At 51.2% G+C, this 17057-nt stretch carries 16 protein-coding genes; 5 read left to right on the top strand and 11 right to left on the bottom strand.

The features are described from left to right. Positions 1-17: 17 nt before the first annotated feature. From ACHHZ7_RS13920 to panE, 3 genes are read right to left on the bottom strand one after another with little or no spacing between them, the layout of a single operon-like run. Positions 18-1100 (bottom strand): hypothetical protein, encoded by a 1083-nt coding sequence (locus ACHHZ7_RS13920; RefSeq protein ID WP_060682660.1) that lies wholly within the window; start codon positions 1098-1100, stop codon positions 18-20. Between the two features lie 32 nt (positions 1101-1132). Next, positions 1133-1723: a protein deglycase YajL gene (yajL, locus tag ACHHZ7_RS13915; protein ID WP_060682659.1), complete on the bottom strand. Its 591-nt coding sequence runs from the start codon at positions 1721-1723 to the stop codon at positions 1133-1135. Then, a complete protein-coding gene (panE, locus tag ACHHZ7_RS13910) occupies positions 1686-2597 on the bottom strand; it encodes a 2-dehydropantoate 2-reductase (protein ID WP_060682658.1) in 912 nt (303 codons plus the stop codon). The genes yajL and panE overlap by 38 nt, the downstream gene beginning before the upstream one ends. 174 nt (positions 2598-2771) lie before the next feature. Between panE and ACHHZ7_RS13905 the strand changes: the two genes are divergently transcribed. Continuing rightward, positions 2772-3263 (top strand): YajQ family cyclic di-GMP-binding protein, encoded by a 492-nt coding sequence (locus tag ACHHZ7_RS13905; RefSeq protein ID WP_003831002.1) that lies wholly within the window; start codon positions 2772-2774, stop codon positions 3261-3263. Positions 3264-3309: 46 nt separating this feature from the next. On the opposite strand, the gene ACHHZ7_RS13900 is transcribed toward ACHHZ7_RS13905, so the two are convergent. The 8 genes from ACHHZ7_RS13900 to ACHHZ7_RS13865 all read right to left on the bottom strand — a co-directional run bounded on the left by ACHHZ7_RS13900 (position 3310) and on the right by ACHHZ7_RS13865 (position 12372). Beyond that, entirely contained in the window at positions 3310-4674 is a 1365-nt protein-coding gene (locus tag ACHHZ7_RS13900; RefSeq protein ID WP_060682657.1) for an MFS transporter, read from the bottom strand. Between the two features lie 221 nt (positions 4675-4895). Further along, positions 4896-5786, bottom strand: a complete 891-nt coding sequence (cyoE, locus tag ACHHZ7_RS13895; RefSeq protein ID WP_003831005.1) for a heme o synthase — start codon at positions 5784-5786, stop codon at positions 4896-4898. An 11-nt stretch (positions 5787-5797) separates the two neighbouring features. Next, positions 5798-6127: a cytochrome o ubiquinol oxidase subunit IV gene (locus ACHHZ7_RS13890; protein WP_003831006.1), complete on the bottom strand. Its 330-nt coding sequence runs from the start codon at positions 6125-6127 to the stop codon at positions 5798-5800. Beyond that, positions 6127-6741 (bottom strand): cytochrome o ubiquinol oxidase subunit III, encoded by a 615-nt coding sequence (locus ACHHZ7_RS13885; protein WP_003831007.1) that lies wholly within the window; start codon positions 6739-6741, stop codon positions 6127-6129. The genes ACHHZ7_RS13890 and ACHHZ7_RS13885 overlap by 1 nt, the downstream gene beginning before the upstream one ends. After that, a complete protein-coding gene (gene cyoB / locus ACHHZ7_RS13880) occupies positions 6731-8722 on the bottom strand; it encodes a cytochrome o ubiquinol oxidase subunit I (RefSeq protein ID WP_060682656.1) in 1992 nt (663 codons plus the stop codon). Before cyoB ends, ACHHZ7_RS13885 begins: the two co-directional genes overlap by 11 nt. 19 nt (positions 8723-8741) lie before the next feature. Beyond that, a complete protein-coding gene (cyoA, locus tag ACHHZ7_RS13875; protein WP_032942534.1) occupies positions 8742-9689 on the bottom strand; it encodes a cytochrome o ubiquinol oxidase subunit II in 948 nt (315 codons plus the stop codon). Between the two features lie 584 nt (positions 9690-10273). Continuing rightward, positions 10274-11749, bottom strand: coding sequence for a muropeptide MFS transporter AmpG (ampG, locus tag ACHHZ7_RS13870; RefSeq protein ID WP_048214791.1), 1476 nt, complete (start codon positions 11747-11749; stop codon positions 10274-10276). Positions 11750-11793: 44 nt separating this feature from the next. Beyond that, positions 11794-12372, bottom strand: coding sequence for a lipoprotein (locus ACHHZ7_RS13865; protein WP_032941838.1), 579 nt, complete (start codon positions 12370-12372; stop codon positions 11794-11796). Between the two features lie 306 nt (positions 12373-12678). Here ACHHZ7_RS13865 and bolA point away from each other — a divergent pair, with 306 nt between their 5' ends. The 4 genes from bolA to clpX all read left to right on the top strand — a co-directional run bounded on the left by bolA (position 12679) and on the right by clpX (position 16911). After that, a complete protein-coding gene (bolA, locus tag ACHHZ7_RS13860) occupies positions 12679-12996 on the top strand; it encodes a transcriptional regulator BolA (protein WP_003021619.1) in 318 nt (105 codons plus the stop codon). A 344-nt stretch (positions 12997-13340) separates the two neighbouring features. Continuing rightward, positions 13341-14639 carry a trigger factor gene (gene tig / locus ACHHZ7_RS13855; protein WP_003021622.1) on the top strand — a complete coding sequence of 433 codons (1299 nt, stop codon included), beginning with the start codon at positions 13341-13343 and terminating at the stop codon, positions 14637-14639. Between the two features lie 247 nt (positions 14640-14886). Further along, the gene (clpP, locus tag ACHHZ7_RS13850; protein WP_003021624.1) at positions 14887-15510 is read left to right on the top strand and encodes an ATP-dependent Clp endopeptidase proteolytic subunit ClpP; all 624 of its coding nucleotides are present in this window, start codon (positions 14887-14889) and stop codon (positions 15508-15510) included. Between the two features lie 126 nt (positions 15511-15636). Further along, positions 15637-16911, top strand: a complete 1275-nt coding sequence (gene clpX, locus ACHHZ7_RS13845) for an ATP-dependent protease ATP-binding subunit ClpX (protein WP_003831013.1) — start codon at positions 15637-15639, stop codon at positions 16909-16911. The last annotated feature ends 146 nt before the right edge of the window (positions 16912-17057 follow it).

Here is a 17057-nt window from a genome sequence, read left to right as displayed (position 1 = left end):
CCGGCAATATAACGATATTATTCAAAACGAACGGGAAGCGTCTTCCCGTTCGACTCCCAGACCCCCTGATAGACACCGTCTTTTAACTCTAGCGTTATCTTCTCTTGCGTTTGTTCAGCCGCAGATGTCTTCAGTTCATAATGTTGATTGTCGGCTGTGTCGCATTTGCCGGTCAATTCAATCGGTGCGCCAAATTTTTGGTAAAAGTAAGCCCCTTCAAAAAAATCACCGTATTTGCAGTCCACCTTCAACACAATACGCATGCTTTTTCCCAGCGTGCCGTACATGACTTTGCCGTCAATGCCGGGCGCTGGCGAAACTGGTGTTGTACTCTTTGCGGTAGTCAGATATTGGCCGTACGGTGTGAGCTGATTTTGCAGTTCCGCGGTTGGGATTTTCGTTGTGAAATCACCCAACTCGTCGAACGCACGGCTGGCGTGGTTGCTACAGCGTCCGTTCAGGAAAGCCAGGTGGTCTTTTTGCAGGGAGAATTTGTCGATGTAGTACAAACCATCGGTGTAGGTTGCGCACGATGCGTAGAATTCGGCATAGTTAAAATCTTCACCTTTATCTTCTTTTATTTTTTCTGGTGTTTGCGAATTATGCGCCGTAACAAAGGTATCGATTTGGCCGCGGATATCTTTTCTGATGCGGGTGTTTAATTCGGCGATTGTAGCCCGGGAAAAGAGATCGTTAAGGGTAATTGCCGCACCGCTGGCTAAATCGAAGCTTATCGGCACATTGTACGACTCGCAATACGCCCCGCAGCCTTCGATAAACATGTTGAGCGTCAGGATTTTTGCGTCGCGATACTCAACCGTGTAGTCAAGGTTTGCGGTGGGATTCATGGCTGATTTCGCAAACTGATTTACTGTGGCCTGTGGAGTATTACCCGGTAGCTGATTGATAAAGCTTGCGAAAATATAATCGTTAATGCGTTTTGCAACGTTGGGGTTATCCGTCGAGGAAAACCATGGCACGCGATACTGCATTTCAGTGCTTCCGGGATAGCGATATTCAATACTCTTTATTTCGAGTTGCGTCGCTGTGGCATAACCGGAAAGGAGCAGTAAAGCCACTCCACTCAGATATCCTTTCATTATGATTCCTTATAAGGGAGTGGCTCGAAGATTTACTCGTAGTAGTTATAGATTCCCGCGGCCATCACCAGTTGTGACGCCACCTCGTGAGCTTTTTCGCGGCTCACCAGCAGATCAATGATTTTTAAACCGAAATCGATTGAGGTTCCCGGTCCCTGGCTGGTTAACAGGTTGACGCGAGGATCCCATACGACGCGCTTGTCCTGCCACTGGTCAGCGGGAATTTTGTCTTTCAGCGCCGGAAAACCGGTCATGTTACCGATGGGGAAAATATCGTGTGGGACGAGTACGGTGGCGGCCGCGGCGCAAATTGCCGCGACAATGCGCCCGGAGCGATGAAACTGTTTCACGGTTTCGATTAGCAGCGGGCTGTCGCGAAAACACTCGGCGCCTTTAATACTGCCCGGTAGCACGATAATGTCGAAATCGCCGTCAGCAACTTCGACTAATGGCGCATCCGCCAGCAGCTTCACTCCGCGTGAGCACACGATCGTCAGGTCGCCATCGCTGGCGACGCTAGCGGTCGTGACCTTAATTCCGCCGCGCACCAGCAGATCGATAGTGGTGACCGCTTCGGTCTCTTCACTACCAGGGGCGAGACATACCAGTGCTTGAGCGCTCATACTCACTTTCCTTTCTCTTTACCATTTCAAACAGTTGGGCGTTTTCCGGGACGGCGATGCCGTGCGCGCGGGCGCGTTTTAACAAATATCCGGTAATGTAGTCGATCTCTGTATGACGCAGGGCACGAATGTCTTGCAGCATTGATGAGATATTTTCCGCCGTACTGTCAATCACTTGCTCGACATAATAGCGTAAATCATCCACAGATGTGTGGTGGCCTTCGCGTTCAATGACCGCGGCCACTTCCTCGCAGATGAGTGCTATTTTTTCAGGATGATGGCGTAACTCGCCGTTTGGGCAATTCCATAATGCGGTCAGCGGGTTAATGACGCAGTTGACGGCCAGCTTTCGCCACAGCTCGGCGCGAATAGTGTCGTGCCAGGCGACGTCCGGTAGCACCTCTTGCAGGACTTCAGCCAGATAACTGAAATCACCGTCTTGTTCACGTGCCGGACCAATGCGTGTTGTTCCCTGAGCGACATGAATGATGACGTTGCCGTCACGGCGTGCCGCGTGGGTGGTGGTGCCTATCAGCAGAGGTTGCTTAATGTTATGCAGCTCTTCAATTGTCCCCATGCCGTTGTGAATCAGCAGAATGGGAGTAGTTTCAGGCAGAATTGCGGCCAGGCTTTTTACCGCATCAGAAACCTGCCAGGCTTTCAGGGTGACCAATAGCAGGTCGCTTTTTGCCAAAAAGTCGGGGTCGTTTGCCGTCAGGGATTCATTAAAAACTGACCCATCCGTGTCGATCAGGTTTACGCTGCAATAGGGTTGCGGTACGCGTAGCCATCCTTGCACCTCATGTCCATGTTTGCATAGCGCGGTAAGCCAAAGCTGTCCTAGCGCTCCACATCCCAGTACGGTAATTTTCATTCTTCCTCCTCACCTGCAACAGCACCAGGTGTTAATCCATATCGGCCGTACCCCATTATTGTTCGCAGGTATCAGTACCACGTACAATTAAAGGATACAGCCTAGTATAGCGCTGTCTGTTGGGTAACTTTGCAGGTATTATGCTTCGCATCAAAAATGAAGGGAGAGGAAAAGATGCCATCTTTCGATATTGTCTCTGAAGTTGATCTTCAGGAAGCCCGTAACGCGGTAGATAACGCCAGCCGCGAAGTGGAGTCACGCTTTGATTTTCGTGGCGTTGAAGCGACTTTTGAGCTGAATGAGTCAAATAAGACGATTAAGGTGCTGAGCGAGTCTGATTTTCAGGTCAATCAGTTGCTGGATATTCTGCGTGCCAAGCTGCTCAAACGCGGTATTGAAGGCACGTCGCTGGACGTACCAGAAACCTTCGTGCACAGCGGTAAAACCTGGTTTGTTGAAGCTAAGCTTAAACAAGGCATTGAAAGCGCAGTGCAAAAGAAAATCGTTAAGCTGATCAAAGACAGCAAACTGAAGGTGCAGGCGCAGATTCAGGGCGAAGAAATCCGTGTAACCGGCAAGGCGCGTGACGACCTGCAATCCGTTATGGCGCTGGTTCGCGGCGGCGACCTCGGTCAACCGTTCCAGTTCAAGAACTTCCGCGATTAAGTCGTTATGTCAGATGGCGTAAGCCGCCATCTGACAAATCTCATCTTTACGCCTGGCTGATGGCCTGCTCAACCTCAAATCGATTGGTGACTTTGCTGTCGATTTTCACGTAGGCCGAATGTTCTTTCGCGACAATTAACACTTCGCTTATCCCTTCTTTAGCCAGCAGACGCTGCTTCAGGGTGTCATCCGCAGCAATTTCAGGTGGGATTTCCACCCGCAGGCTGCTGACATACGGCGGCTCTTTCATTGTACTCGCCACCAATAACCACACTGCCGCCAGAAGCGCACCGGCCAGGAATACGGCCTGACCATCAAACATTTCAACCACCCAACCGCCGAGCGAACCGCCAATCGCCACGCCAAGAAACTGGCTGGTGGAGTAAACGCCCATTGCCGTGCCTTTATAGCCAGCCGGAGACTCTTTACTGATAAGCGAGGGGAGGAGGGCTTCCATCAGGTTGAACGCGAGGAAGAATATCTGCACGCCCGCAATCAACCCCCAGAAACGCACGTTAGCGCTCCACAATACAATCTCTGCAATAAGAATCAGTAACACGCAGGCGAGGAACACGCGTTTCATGCGGCGCTTCACTTCGGCGTAAATGATGAACGGCACCACGGAAACGAAGGACAGCAGCATCGTCACCAGATAAATTTTCCAGTGCTCTGCGGCGGGGAAGCCTGCTTTCGCCAGTTGGCCCGGTAAGGCGACGAAGGTGGACATCAGCAATATGTGCAAACACATGATGCCAAAGTTGAGCTTCAGCAGTTTGGGCTCTGCCAGCACTTTACTGAAGCTGCCTTTTACCATGCCCGACTCGCGGTTCAGCACGTGGGTTGTGCTATTGGGAACGACCCAAATGGTCAGCACGATACCCGTGCTAGCAAGAGCTGCAATCATCCAGAACAGCGCGTGTAGCCCCAGCGCATGGGTAACGATTGGTCCCAGCACCATCGCAATGGCGAAGGTGATACCAAAGCTGACGCCGATAAACGCCATCGCTTTGGTACGGTTTTGCTCACGAGTTAAGTCGGAAAGCAGCGCCATTACGGCAGCAGCAATCGCGCCAGAGCCTTGTAAAGCCCGACCAAGAATAATGCCCCAGATTGAATCGGAGAGAGCAGCAATTATGCTGCCGAGAACGAATACCGCCAGCCCGCCGACAATAAGCGGCTTACGACCGATGCGGTCAGAGAGCAGGCCAAAGGGGATCTGGAAGACGGCCTGGGCCAGACCGTAAATGCCGATAGCAAGGCCTATCAGCGCTTCGCTGGCACCCTGTAGCGCCATACCGTAAGTGGTCAGAACCGGCAGGACCATAAACATGCCAAGCATGCGCAACGAGAATACGGTCCCTAAACCCCAGGTGGCGCGCAACTCACTGGGCGTCATTTTGTAATCGTTCATTCCCACCTCTGTATTAATTTCGCGCCTAGTGTAAAGCGCTAAGCAGGCTGGGTAAATATGCGCTTTATTAACAAATGTTGGGGTTGTGAGGGGCGTCGGCTGGAGACGAAAATGCCGGATAGCGATCTGAACGTAACTTATCCGGCCTACAAGCTATGTGCTTTTTTGTAGGCCGGATAAGGCGTCAGCCGCCATCCGGCATAGAAGGTGTGACGATTAACTTACCAGACGTAAGTCAGCAGGTTCTGCGAGTTTGGCACCATAAAGTCGACCGACATCATCACGCTGAGCGCGGTAATGGCGATGATGGAGAAACCGAACAGCTTGCGCGCCCAGACTCTGTCATCTTCCACTTTATAACCACGCAGCGCCATGCCCAACCACCAGACGCTCACCGCCGCGGCAACAATCAGGTATTTATAACCTGCATAGCCGCCCAGGGTTAGCATCAGCGTGGCGATAGCAAACGCCACGATGTACAGCGTGATATGGTTCTTCGCGACCGAAATACCTTTCACCACCGGCAGTACTGGGATGTTGGCAGCCTGATAATCCTTGAAGCGGAAAATCGCAATCGCGTAAGAGTGCGGCATCTGCCACAGGCTGAAAATAGCCAGCAGAATCAGCGCACCGCTATCGAACTCACCGGTTACGGCACAGTAGCCAATCACCGGCGGCGCAGCGCCGGAGAGTGAGCCAATCAGCGTACCGTAAACGGAATGGCGCTTCATATACAGGCTATAGACGCCCACGTATACCACGAAGCCCATCACCCCCAGCCAGCAGGCCAGAGGGTTGGCACCAAACCACAGCAGCATAAAGCCAGCAATACCCAGCAAGGTGGCGTATACCAGCGAGACGGCAGGAGAAATCAGACCTTTAACCAGCACGCGGTTTTTGGTCCTCTCCATCTTCCTGTCGATATCCCTGTCGATATAGTTGTTAAATACACAACCCGACGCCACAACCAGTGACACCCCAACCAGCGTGTAGATAAACAGGGGATAATCAATGCTGCCTTTCGAGGCCAGCAGGAATCCCCCAATCACCGAGATCAGGTTGCCAAAGATGATGCCTGGTTTCGTTACTTGCAGGTATTGCTTAAACATCATAATCGCCGCTCTTAGTGCATCATCATGTTGTAGTTAAGGTTCCACATAATCCAGATGGAGCCCACAACCAGGATGGCGATGATTAGCACAGTAAAGACAAAGGCCGTCATGTTCCAACCTTCATCAGATTTGCTATTCATGTGCAGGAAGCACACCAGGTGCACCAGAATCTGTACCACTGCCATTGCCAGAATAGTTCCCAGAATGACGGCCGGTGAGGCAGAACCTGTCATCACCATCCAGAACGGAATGACCGTCAGGATGATCGACAGGATAAAACCTGTCATGTAGGTTTTTACGCTGCCATGGGATGCGCCGCCGCTCTCGTTAGAATGACTCATTACATCGCCCCCATCAGATAAACAACAGTGAACACACAGATCCACACCACATCCAGGAAGTGCCAGAACAGGCTCAGGCACATGATGCGGGTACGGTTAGTACTGGTCAGGCCGCGACGAGCAACTTGCACCATCAGCACCGCCATCCAGATAAGACCGGAGGTGACGTGCAGACCGTGAGTACCGACCAGCGCGAAGAACGCAGACAGGAAGCCGCTGCGATCCGGGCCCATACCGTTAACAATCAGGTGATGGAATTCATAGAGTTCCATCCCGATGAATCCGGCACCGAACAAGAAGGTCAACGCCAGCCAGGAGATAACCTGGCTCTTGTTGTTCTTGTACATGGCAATCGCTGCCATGCCGTAAGTAATGGAGCTGAATAACAGCAGGAATGTTTCAACCAGAACGAACGGCAGTTCAAAAATGTCCTTACCTGTCGGGCCACCTGCGGTGCCGTTCACCAGAACGGCATAGGTTGCAAACAGAATAGAGAACAGAATGCAGTCGCTCATCAGGTAGACCCAGAATCCGAAGATCTTGGTCTGGCCTGCATCGTGGTGCCCGTGTTCGTGCGCGTGGGCAGTCGCGTGCGTTAAAGTATCAGTTGCCATTATTCAGCCCTGCCTTAGTAATCTCATCGAAATGCTGGTTTTCCAGTTTTTCGACTTCCGGGACCGGCACGTAGTAATCCACGTCTTCATCAAAGCTTTTCACAATCCAGCTGATGATCATGCCTGCGAAGCTTGCAATCGCCAGCCACCAGATATGCCAGATCATGGCGAAACCAAACAGTGTTGCGAAGGCGGTAATGACGATACCGGCACCGCTGTTCTTCGGCATATGAATTTCTTCATAGTGCGCAGGCTGCTTGTACGCTTCACCTTTTTCTTTCATTTCCCAGAAGGCATCACGCTCGTGAACGTGCGGCACAACGGCAAAGTTATAGAACGGAGGCGGGGAAGAGGTTGCCCACTCCAGCGTACGACCACCCCATGGGTCACCGGTCAGGTCACGGTTCTGCTCGCGGTCGCGAATAGAAACGAAGATCTGAATCAGCTGGCACAGGATACCCAGTGCAATCAGCGCGGCGCCGCAGGCGGCAACGACCAGCATCGGATGGAACTGTGGATCAATCTGCTGGCTGAGGCGACGGGTCATACCCATGAAGCCCAGCACGTACAGCGGCATAAATGCTACGAAGAAGCCGATGATCCAGAACCAGAATGCGCGTTTACCCCAGGTTTCGTTCAGCGTGAAGCCAAACGCTTTTGGCCACCAGTAGGTCATACCAGCGAAGCATCCAAATACGACACCGCCGATGATAACGTTATGGAAGTGCGCAATCAGGAACAGACTGTTGTGCAGAACGAAGTCCGCACCCGGCACCGCCAGCAGTACACCGGTCATGCCGCCGACTGAGAAGGTGACGATAAAGCCAATCGTCCACAGCATTGCTGAGTGGAATACGATACGGCCCTGATACATGGTGAACAGCCAGTTGAAGATCTTCACCCCGGTCGGGATGGCGATAATCATGGTGGTGATACCGAAGAAGGCGTTTACGTTAGCGCCTGCACCCATGGTGAAGAAGTGGTGCAGCCAAACAACGAACGACAGAACGGTGATACACACGGTTGCCCACACCAGCGAGGTGTAACCAAACAGACGTTTACGTGAGAAGGTTGCCGCGATTTCGGAGAACACACCGAAGACTGGCAGAACCAGAATGTACACTTCCGGATGGCCCCAGGCCCAAATCAGGTTGATGTACATCATCATGTTGCCGCCCATATCGTTGGTAAAGAAATGGGTGCCCAGATAGCGATCCAGGGTCAGCAACGCGACGGTAACCGTCAGGATTGGGAAAGAAGCGATGATCAGGATGTTCGCGCACAGAGATGCCCAGCTAAACACCGGCATCTTGAACATGGTCATTCCTGGCGCACGCATCTTAATGATGGTCACAAAGAAGTTGATACCGGTCAGGGTTGTACCAATACCGGACAACTGGACTGCCCATATCCAATAGTCGACCCCGACGCTTGGACTGTACTCTATTCCCGAAAGTGGCGGATACGCCAGCCAACCGGTCTGCGCGAATTCACCCACGCCCAGAGAAAGGTTAACCAGGATTACGCCGACAACGGTGAACCAGAAGCTCAGGTTGTTCAGGAACGGGAATGCAACGTCACGTGCGCCGATCTGCAGCGGAACCACCAGGTTCATCAGACCGATAACAAATGGCATTGCCACGAAGAAGATCATAATCACGCCGTGAGCCGTGAAGATCTGGTCGTAGTGGTGAGGAGGCAGGAAGCCTGCTTCACCTGCAGAAGCCAGCGCTTGCTGACTACGCATCATGATGGCGTCGGCAAAGCCACGAATCAACATGACGATTGCGACGATGACATACATGATGCCAAGGCGTTTGTGGTCAACCGAGGTTAGCCACTCTTTCCACAGGTAGGTCCACTTACCGAAGTAAGTGATAAGGCCCAGTAAGGCCGCACCACCGATGATAATGGCAGCAATCGTAACCATGACAATAGGTTCATGGAACGGAACTGCATCCAGCGTCAATTTTCCGAACATCGTATTCTTCCTCGGCCCCTTAGTGAGCGGATTCCGCGTGGCTCATGTCCATGCCTTCCATTCCTTCGTGTGCGCTGTGCTCACCTTCGGGTTGGGTCATGTCCATGCTCTTACCGTGAGCCATAAATTTGTTAATAACATCTTTAAACAAATCCGGTTTCACGTTGGAGAAGTATTCCACCTGGTTGTATTCGCTTGGCGCAGCCACTTTCTCGAACGCTGCCATGTCGCTCATGGTGTTCGTGGACTGTTTAGCTTTAGCAACCCATTGGTCGAATTCGGCGCGGTCCTTTGTTGCGATAGCCTTGAACTTCATACCGGAGAAGCCTGGTCCGCTATAACTTGCGGAGATACCATCATAAGTACCGACTTCGTTAGCGATCAGATGCAGTCGAGTCTGCATACCGGCCATGGCATAAATCTGGCTACCCAGACGCGGGATAAAGAAGGAGTTCATCACGGAGTTGGAAGTCACTTTGAATTCAACCGGAGTATTCGCCGGGAAGGCGATTTCATTCACGGTAGCGATACCCTGTTCCGGATAGATGAAGAACCATTTCCAGTCCATGGAAACCACTTCGATGGTAATGGGCTTCTCGTCATGCGCCAGCGGTTTGCTTGGCTCAAGAGCGTGAGTGGTTTTCCAGGTCAGAACGGCAAGGAAAATGATGATTAAGATCGGCACCGTCCAGACCACAGCTTCCACTTTATTGGAGTGTGACCAGTTCGGGCTGTACTTCGCATCTTTATTGCTTGCACGATACTTCCAGGCAAAACCAACAGCCATCAAGATGGCGGGAATAACGACAATCAACATCAGGCCAAATGCCGTCAGTATCAATGACCGTTGTTCCAGTCCAATCTGTCCTTTAGGGTCAAGCAGCGCAGAATTACAGCCACTGAGTAATGCAGTGCCTGCAATTAATGACAACCATCCCAAACTTTTATTGTATTTCCTGAGTCTCATTTAACGACCTCAATTCCACGGGACCGGGTGGCGTTTAAAGTGTGAGGGCATTTTACGGGAAGGTTACATTACTGTAAACATCTCTAGATCTGTGTTACTGGGTTCTGCCGTGCATGTCACATATGTTGCAATATATGTCGCTTTGGCTTTAAGAACCTGTTGCAACATCACGTTATAACGAAAGCGGGCAGGTGGGGGGCGTACTGAGGGCAATTGGTATAACCAATACGAAAATAAAACAATTGCTTAACAATTGATTATCAATAAACGGACAATTGAGGAACAAAAAATAAATCTTTCTTGGCTGAATCGAGTAAGGAAAATAGTATATATAAAAGGCGTCAATAATTTCCAAATTCTTTGGCGCACAAAATAACAAATATTATTTTTAGCAGTTGTTGCTTATTTCGCCGTTATAATTACGTAGGGTGATTACAACGACCAAATATGCTCGTCATACTTCAAGCTACGGGTGTGTTGGCTTTCCTCGCTCACCCCAGTCACTTACTTATGTAAGCTCTTGGGGATTTGCTGCGTCGCCGCCTTCCCGTAACTCGAATTATTTAGAGCATAAATATGCAACATCATGCCAGACGGGTTTTGCGCAATGCCAGATAATCAAGCAATCCACCAAAAACGACCCCGCAGACCGCGACTACCACTGAGACTTCAAGCAGTTCCGGCAGGAAGGAGAAGTTGGTGTAATCCAGCGCGTTCATGGTTAACAGCAGCAGCCAAACCAGCAGCAGGCAGCAGCCCGCAACTAGCGTCATTAATGCCAGACTGTATGCTCCACGAAATTCCGTGCGCGGAATGAAGCTTTCATTTTGCCAGCTATGTTCCAGGGTCTGGCGACATACCAGCAGCAGTATCAGGCCGGGGATCGCGGCAAATACGGAGAACAGATAAAACGTCGGCCAGCCGTGTGCTTCGACAAACCAACCCGCTACCGGGCCAACGTAAACGCGACCAACGGCTGAAAGCGCGGAGAGCAGGGCGAACTGGGTCGCTGAGAAGGACTTATTGCACAGCGTCATTAATAAAGCGACAAATGCCGCTGTGCCCATTCCGCCGCACAGGTTTTCAAAGAAGACGGCCGCCGCCATGCTGAACATGTGTTTGTCAGTGATGGACAGTAGCCAGTAGCCCGCATTCGACGCCCCTTGCAGGATGCCGAAAATAAGCAATGCGCGGAACAGAGAGAGGCGCTGCATCAGGATCCCACCGTACAGCGCGCCAACAATGGTCGCCAGTAGCCCCAGCGTCTTATTCACCACGCCAACTTCACCCGCATCAAACCCAACGCCGCGGATTAAAAAGGTGGTGGTCAGGCTCATGGCGAAAGCATCCCCGAGCTTATACAGCACAATAAGCAGCAGGATCAGCCATGCGTTGTTACGACCAAAGAAGTCTCGCAGCGGAGCCGCAACTGCCTGTTCCAGCGTTTTAGGCACCGGAATGGTGTCAGTTGGTTCAGGTGCTAACAGAGTGGCGATGATACAGGGAATCAACAGTGCAGCCATCAGCCAGTACATCCCTTGCCAGCCCAGCCAGCGATCGGCCATCCACAAGGCCAATCCGCCTGAAACCAGCATCCCTAATCGATAGCCCAGCACGCTGATAGCCGCGCCGGTACCGCGGTCTTCTGCGGGCAATACGTCGGTTTTCCAGGCATCAAAGACGATATCCTGCGATGCCGAGCAAAAAGCGATCACTACTGCGAGTGCGGCCATCCAGCGTAACTGTGTGCCAGGCTCCAGAAAGCCCATCGCAGCGATAGAAATTAACAACAGCACCTGGGTCGCCAGCAGCCAGCCGCGACGTCGACCTAAAAACGGTGGCGTGTAACGGTCCATCAACGGGGACCAGAGAAATTTAAATACGTAGGCCTGACCGACCAGGGAAAAGAAACCGATGGTTTTAAGATCGATATTCTCGACTGTCATCCACGCCTGAAGCGTACCGGAGGTGAGTGCGAGCGGTAAACCGGAGGCGAACCCCAGAATGAGCAGGATAGCTGAACGTGGTTGCTGAAAAATACGTAAGTATTGACTGGACATGGGCTTCTATAGGCCCGACGAACGCCGGGCCATATGGGCAGAAATTAACGAGCGTTCTGCTTGATGAAATCGTGAACGCTGGTGTCCTGAGACATATCAGCGATGGTGTCGGTCAGTACGCTGTTAACGGCGTTAGCGATATTTTTGTTAGAGGCCTGCAGGGCACCTTCAACAGAATAGCTTGCGCGGTAGTTTTTGGTCATCTTGTTGCCGTTGGCGGCGGTCGCGATGATGGCGATGTCTGCTTTGGTTGCGATGTTATAGCGCACGCTACCCTGAGACACGTCAGCATACAGCTGGTTAACAATGATTTGCAGGTTGACTGCACCGTTTGGTCCAATCATATAACCACGTGCGGTCATCTGTTTTTCCAGCACTTCTTGTAGCAGGAAACGCAGATCGCGGGACGCGGTCAGGGTTACCAGCTGGTTGTCACGGGTGACTTTTGCCAGCGCTTGATCCTGGCGCTGGTCGGCACCGTTGATGCTAACGGTCACACCCATCAGGCTCGGGTCCTGCTGCGGCAGGGTAATTTTCGGGGAGACTTCAATAGTAGTCGGCGGCGTTGCGCATCCAGCTAACATAAACAGTGCGACAAACGGGACGAGGATTTTTTTAAACATGCCAGGGCTCTCAGCGAATCTAAATTGTATGGTTAGAGAAAATTCCCGCCATCATAACATCGCCAACGATGAGGGGAAGTGGGTAACGCATGTAAATTCATTGTGTTGTCCGTTTTATGACTTTGTGGAGACTATAAACGGACTTTTTGCAATAAATTGGAGTGAGGAATCAGTGAACTTCATCCGTTTGAATGAGAAAATCAGACAAGCGCTAATTTTTTGTTGCTAAGGTGTAATGAAAACGGTAAAAGCGGCTAGTATTTAAAGGGATGGGTGACATCTCAGCGTTGTCGGAGGAAAAATTTCATGATGATTCGTGAGCAAATAGAAGAAAAATTAAGGGCAGCGTTCGAACCCGTGTTCCTCGAAGTTGTGGATGAAAGCTATCGTCACAATGTCCCGGCTGGTTCTGAAAGCCACTTTAAGGTTGTACTGGTTAGCGATCGCTTTACAGGTGAACGTTTTCTTAATCGTCATCGGATGATTTACAGCACGTTAACGGCGGAGCTTTCCACAACCGTTCATGCGCTTGCCCTGCATACCTACACTATTAAGGAGTGGGAAGCGTTGCAGGATACGATTTTTGCATCGCCTCCGTGTCGTGGAGCGGGAAGCATCGCGTAAAAACGGATTTGCAACAACCGACGCTTTTCCAGTATGTTGCTACAGATTATGTGAAAACGGCCTGCGGGCCGTTTTGTTTTGTCTGAATTCTGGGGCAGTCGTACAGTATTCAGACAAAAATTAGCCGGGAATTGTGAAAAAAGCCGCAGCAACGCGCGATAACCGTTCTCGACTCATAAAAGTGATGCCGCTATAATGCGCGTCTTATTTTTCGGAATGTCTTCGGGATGATTCTGACGACAGGGAATGTGATTGCTTATGAGAACATCCCAGTTCCGCGAAGCCAACAACCTGTGCTTGCGGAGAAGAGTTGACCGAGCACTGTGATTTTTTGAGGTAACAAGATGCAAGTTTCAGTTGAAACCACTCAAGGCCTTGGCCGCCGTGTAACGATTACTATCGCTGCTGACAGCATCGAGACCGCTGTGAAAAGCGAGCTGGTCAACGTAGCGAAGAAAGTGCGTATTGACGGTTTCCGCAAAGGAAAAGTACCGATGAATGTTGTTGCTCAGCGTTATGGCGCGTCTGTTCGCCAGGACGTTCTGGGTGACCTGATGAGCCGCAACTTCGTTGACGCGATCATCAAAGAAAAAATCAATCCGGCTGGCGCACCGAACTACGTTCCGGGCGAATACAAACTGGGTGAAGATTTTACTTACGCGGTAGAGTTTGAAGTTTACCCGGAAGTTGAGCTGACTGGCCTGGAAGCAATCGAAGTTGAAAAACCGGTTGTTGAAGTTACCGACGCTGACGTTGACGTAATGCTGGACACCCTGCGCAAGCAGCAGGCTACCTGGAAAGACAAAGACGGCGCTGCTGATGCAGAAGACCGTGTAACCATCGACTTCACCGGTTCTGTAGACGGCGAAGAGTTCGAAGGCGGCAAAGCGTCTGACTTCGTACTGGCGATGGGCCAGGGTCGTATGATCCCGGGCTTTGAAGAAGGCGTTAAAGGCCACAAAGCTGGCGAAGAGTTCACTATCGACGTGACCTTCCCGGAAGAATACCACGCTGAAAACCTGAAAGGTAAAGCTGCGAAGTTCGTTATCAACCTGAAGAAAGTTGAAGAACGCGAACTGCCGGAACTGACTGAAGAATTCATCAAACGTTTCGGCGTTGAAGATGGTTCCGTAGCAGGTCTGCGCGCTGAAGTCCGTAAAAACATGGAACGCGAGCTGAAAGGCGCTGTGCGTAACCGCGTTAAGTCTCAGGCGATCGAAGGTCTGGTAAAAGCTAACGACATCGACGTTCCGGCTGCTCTGATCGACAGCGAAATCGACGTTCTGCGTCGTCAGGCTGCACAACGTTTCGGCGGCAACGAGAAACAAGCTCTGGAACTGCCGCGTGAACTGTTCGAAGAACAGGCTAAGCGTCGCGTAGTTGTTGGTCTGCTGCTGGGCGAAGTGATTCGTACCAACGAACTGAAAGCTGACGAAGATCGCGTTAAAGGCCTGATCGAAGAGATGGCTTCTGCTTACGAAGATCCGAAAGAAGTTGTTGAGTTCTACAGCAAAAACAAAGAGCTGATGGACAACATGCGTAACGTCGCTCTGGAAGAGCAGGCTGTTGAAGCCGTTCTGGCGAAAGCGAAAGTGACTGAAAAAGCCACTTCCTTCAATGAACTGATGAACCAGCAGGCGTAATTCGTCGCTTTTTTAGCTCGAATTTCGTACGCAAGCCCGTCACCTTTTGGTGGCGGGTTTTTTTTTGTCACGCATTTTGCATGGGAAGAGTGCGAAAACAGCGTTTCAGTGTTAGCGTTACAACAAAAGATTGTTATGCTTGAATTATGGCGATGTCGTACCCATTACTGAGGGACTAGCTGATAATCCGTCCATAAGGTTACAATCAGCACAGCAGGTTTTTTCAAATTTTATCCAGGAGACGGAAATGTCATACAGCGGCGAACGAGATAACTTTGCACCCCATATGGCGCTGGTGCCGATGGTCATTGAACAGACCTCACGTGGTGAGCGCTCTTTTGATATCTATTCTCGTCTACTTAAGGAACGCGTCATTTTTCTGACCGGCCAGGTCGAAGACCATATGGCTAACCTGATCGTGGCGCAGATGCTGTTCCTGGAAGCAGAAAACCCAGAAAAAGATATCTACCTGTACATCAACTCCCCTGGTGGAGTGATCACTGCCGGGATGTCTATCTATGACACCATGCAGTTTATTAAGCCGGACGTCAGCACCATTTGTATGGGCCAGGCGGCCTCAATGGGCGCGTTCCTGCTGACCGCCGGGGCGAAAGGCAAACGTTTTTGCCTGCCTAACTCTCGCGTCATGATCCACCAGCCTCTGGGCGGTTACCAGGGCCAGGCAACGGATATTGAAATTCATGCCCGTGAAATCCTGAAGGTAAAAGGGCGCATGAACGAACTTATGGCGCATCATACGGGTCAATCTCTTGAGCAGATTGAACGTGATACCGAGCGCGATCGCTTCCTCTCCGCTTCTGAAGCGGTAGAGTACGGTCTGGTTGACTCGATTTTGACCCATCGTAATTAATGCCCAGTGCGCAGGTGTGCCGCTATAATTACCTGGAGCGGCACAACGCTGACTAGCGTCTTGCGCCTGAGAATGGCATTTGCGTCGTCGTGTGCGGCACAAAGAACAAAGAAGAGGTTTTGACCCATGACAGATAAACGCAAAGATGGCTCGGGCAAATTGTTGTACTGCTCTTTTTGCGGCAAAAGCCAGCATGAAGTGCGTAAGCTGATTGCCGGTCCATCCGTGTATATCTGCGACGAATGTGTTGATTTATGCAACGACATCATTCGCGAAGAGATTAAGGAAGTAGCACCGCACCGTGAACGCAGTGCGCTGCCGACGCCACATGAAATTCGCAACCACCTGGACGATTACGTTATCGGTCAGGAGCAGGCGAAGAAAGTGCTGGCGGTCGCGGTATACAACCATTACAAACGTCTGCGCAATGGCGACACCAGCAATGGCGTCGAGTTGGGCAAAAGTAACATCCTGCTGATTGGCCCGACGGGTTCCGGTAAAACGCTGCTGGCTGAAACGCTGGCGCGCCTGCTGGACGTTCCGTTCACCATGGCTGATGCCACCACGCTGACCGAAGCCGGTTATGTGGGTGAAGATGTTGAAAATATTATTCAGAAACTGTTGCAGAAGTGCGATTACGACGTGCAGAAAGCACAGCGTGGGATCGTCTATATCGATGAGATCGACAAGATTTCTCGTAAGTCTGATAACCCATCTATTACCCGTGACGTTTCCGGCGAAGGTGTACAGCAGGCGCTGTTGAAACTGATCGAAGGGACGGTTGCTGCCGTTCCGCCGCAGGGTGGTCGTAAACATCCTCAGCAGGAATTCCTGCAGGTTGATACCTCCAAGATCCTGTTTATCTGCGGTGGTGCCTTTGCCGGTCTGGATAAAGTGATTGCTAACCGTGTTGAAACCGGCTCCGGCATTGGTTTTGGCGCAACGGTAAAAGCACAGTCTGATAAAGCCAGCGAAGGTGAACTGCTGTCGCAGGTTGAACCGGAAGATCTGATCAAATTTGGTCTGATCCCTGAGTTCATCGGTCGTCTGCCGGTTGTGGCAACGCTGAGCGAGCTGAGCGAAGAAGCATTGATCCAGATCCTCAAAGAGCCGAAAAACGCCCTGACCAAGCAGTACCAGGCGCTGTTCAATCTTGAAGGTGTCGATCTGGAATTCCGTGAGGAAGCGCTGGATGCGATCGCTAAGAAAGCGATGGCGCGTAAAACCGGTGCTCGTGGTCTGCGTTCTATCGTCGAAGCCGCGCTGCTCGACACCATGTACGATCTGCCTTCTATGGAAGACGTCGAAAAAGTGGTGATCGATGAGTCGGTGATTGGCGGTCAGAGCAAGCCATTGCTGATTTACGGTAAGCCGGAAGCGCAGCAGGCATCTGGCGAATAATTCATCAATTCATACAGACATTTAATTAAAAAGGGGGGATTTTATCTCCCCTTTTATTTTTCCGTAAACATGGCGTTGAATGTGTGGGAAACATCCCCATATACTGACATACATGTTAAAGGTGGTGTGAAGCACAGTCGTACCAC

The organism is Citrobacter freundii complex sp. 2024EL-00216, from assembly GCF_043945515.1.
GTDB lineage: Bacteria > Pseudomonadota > Gammaproteobacteria > Enterobacterales > Enterobacteriaceae > Citrobacter > Citrobacter portucalensis.
The sequence above is the reverse complement of the archived record's forward strand: the minus strand, read 5'-3'. Positions and strand labels throughout refer to the sequence as shown.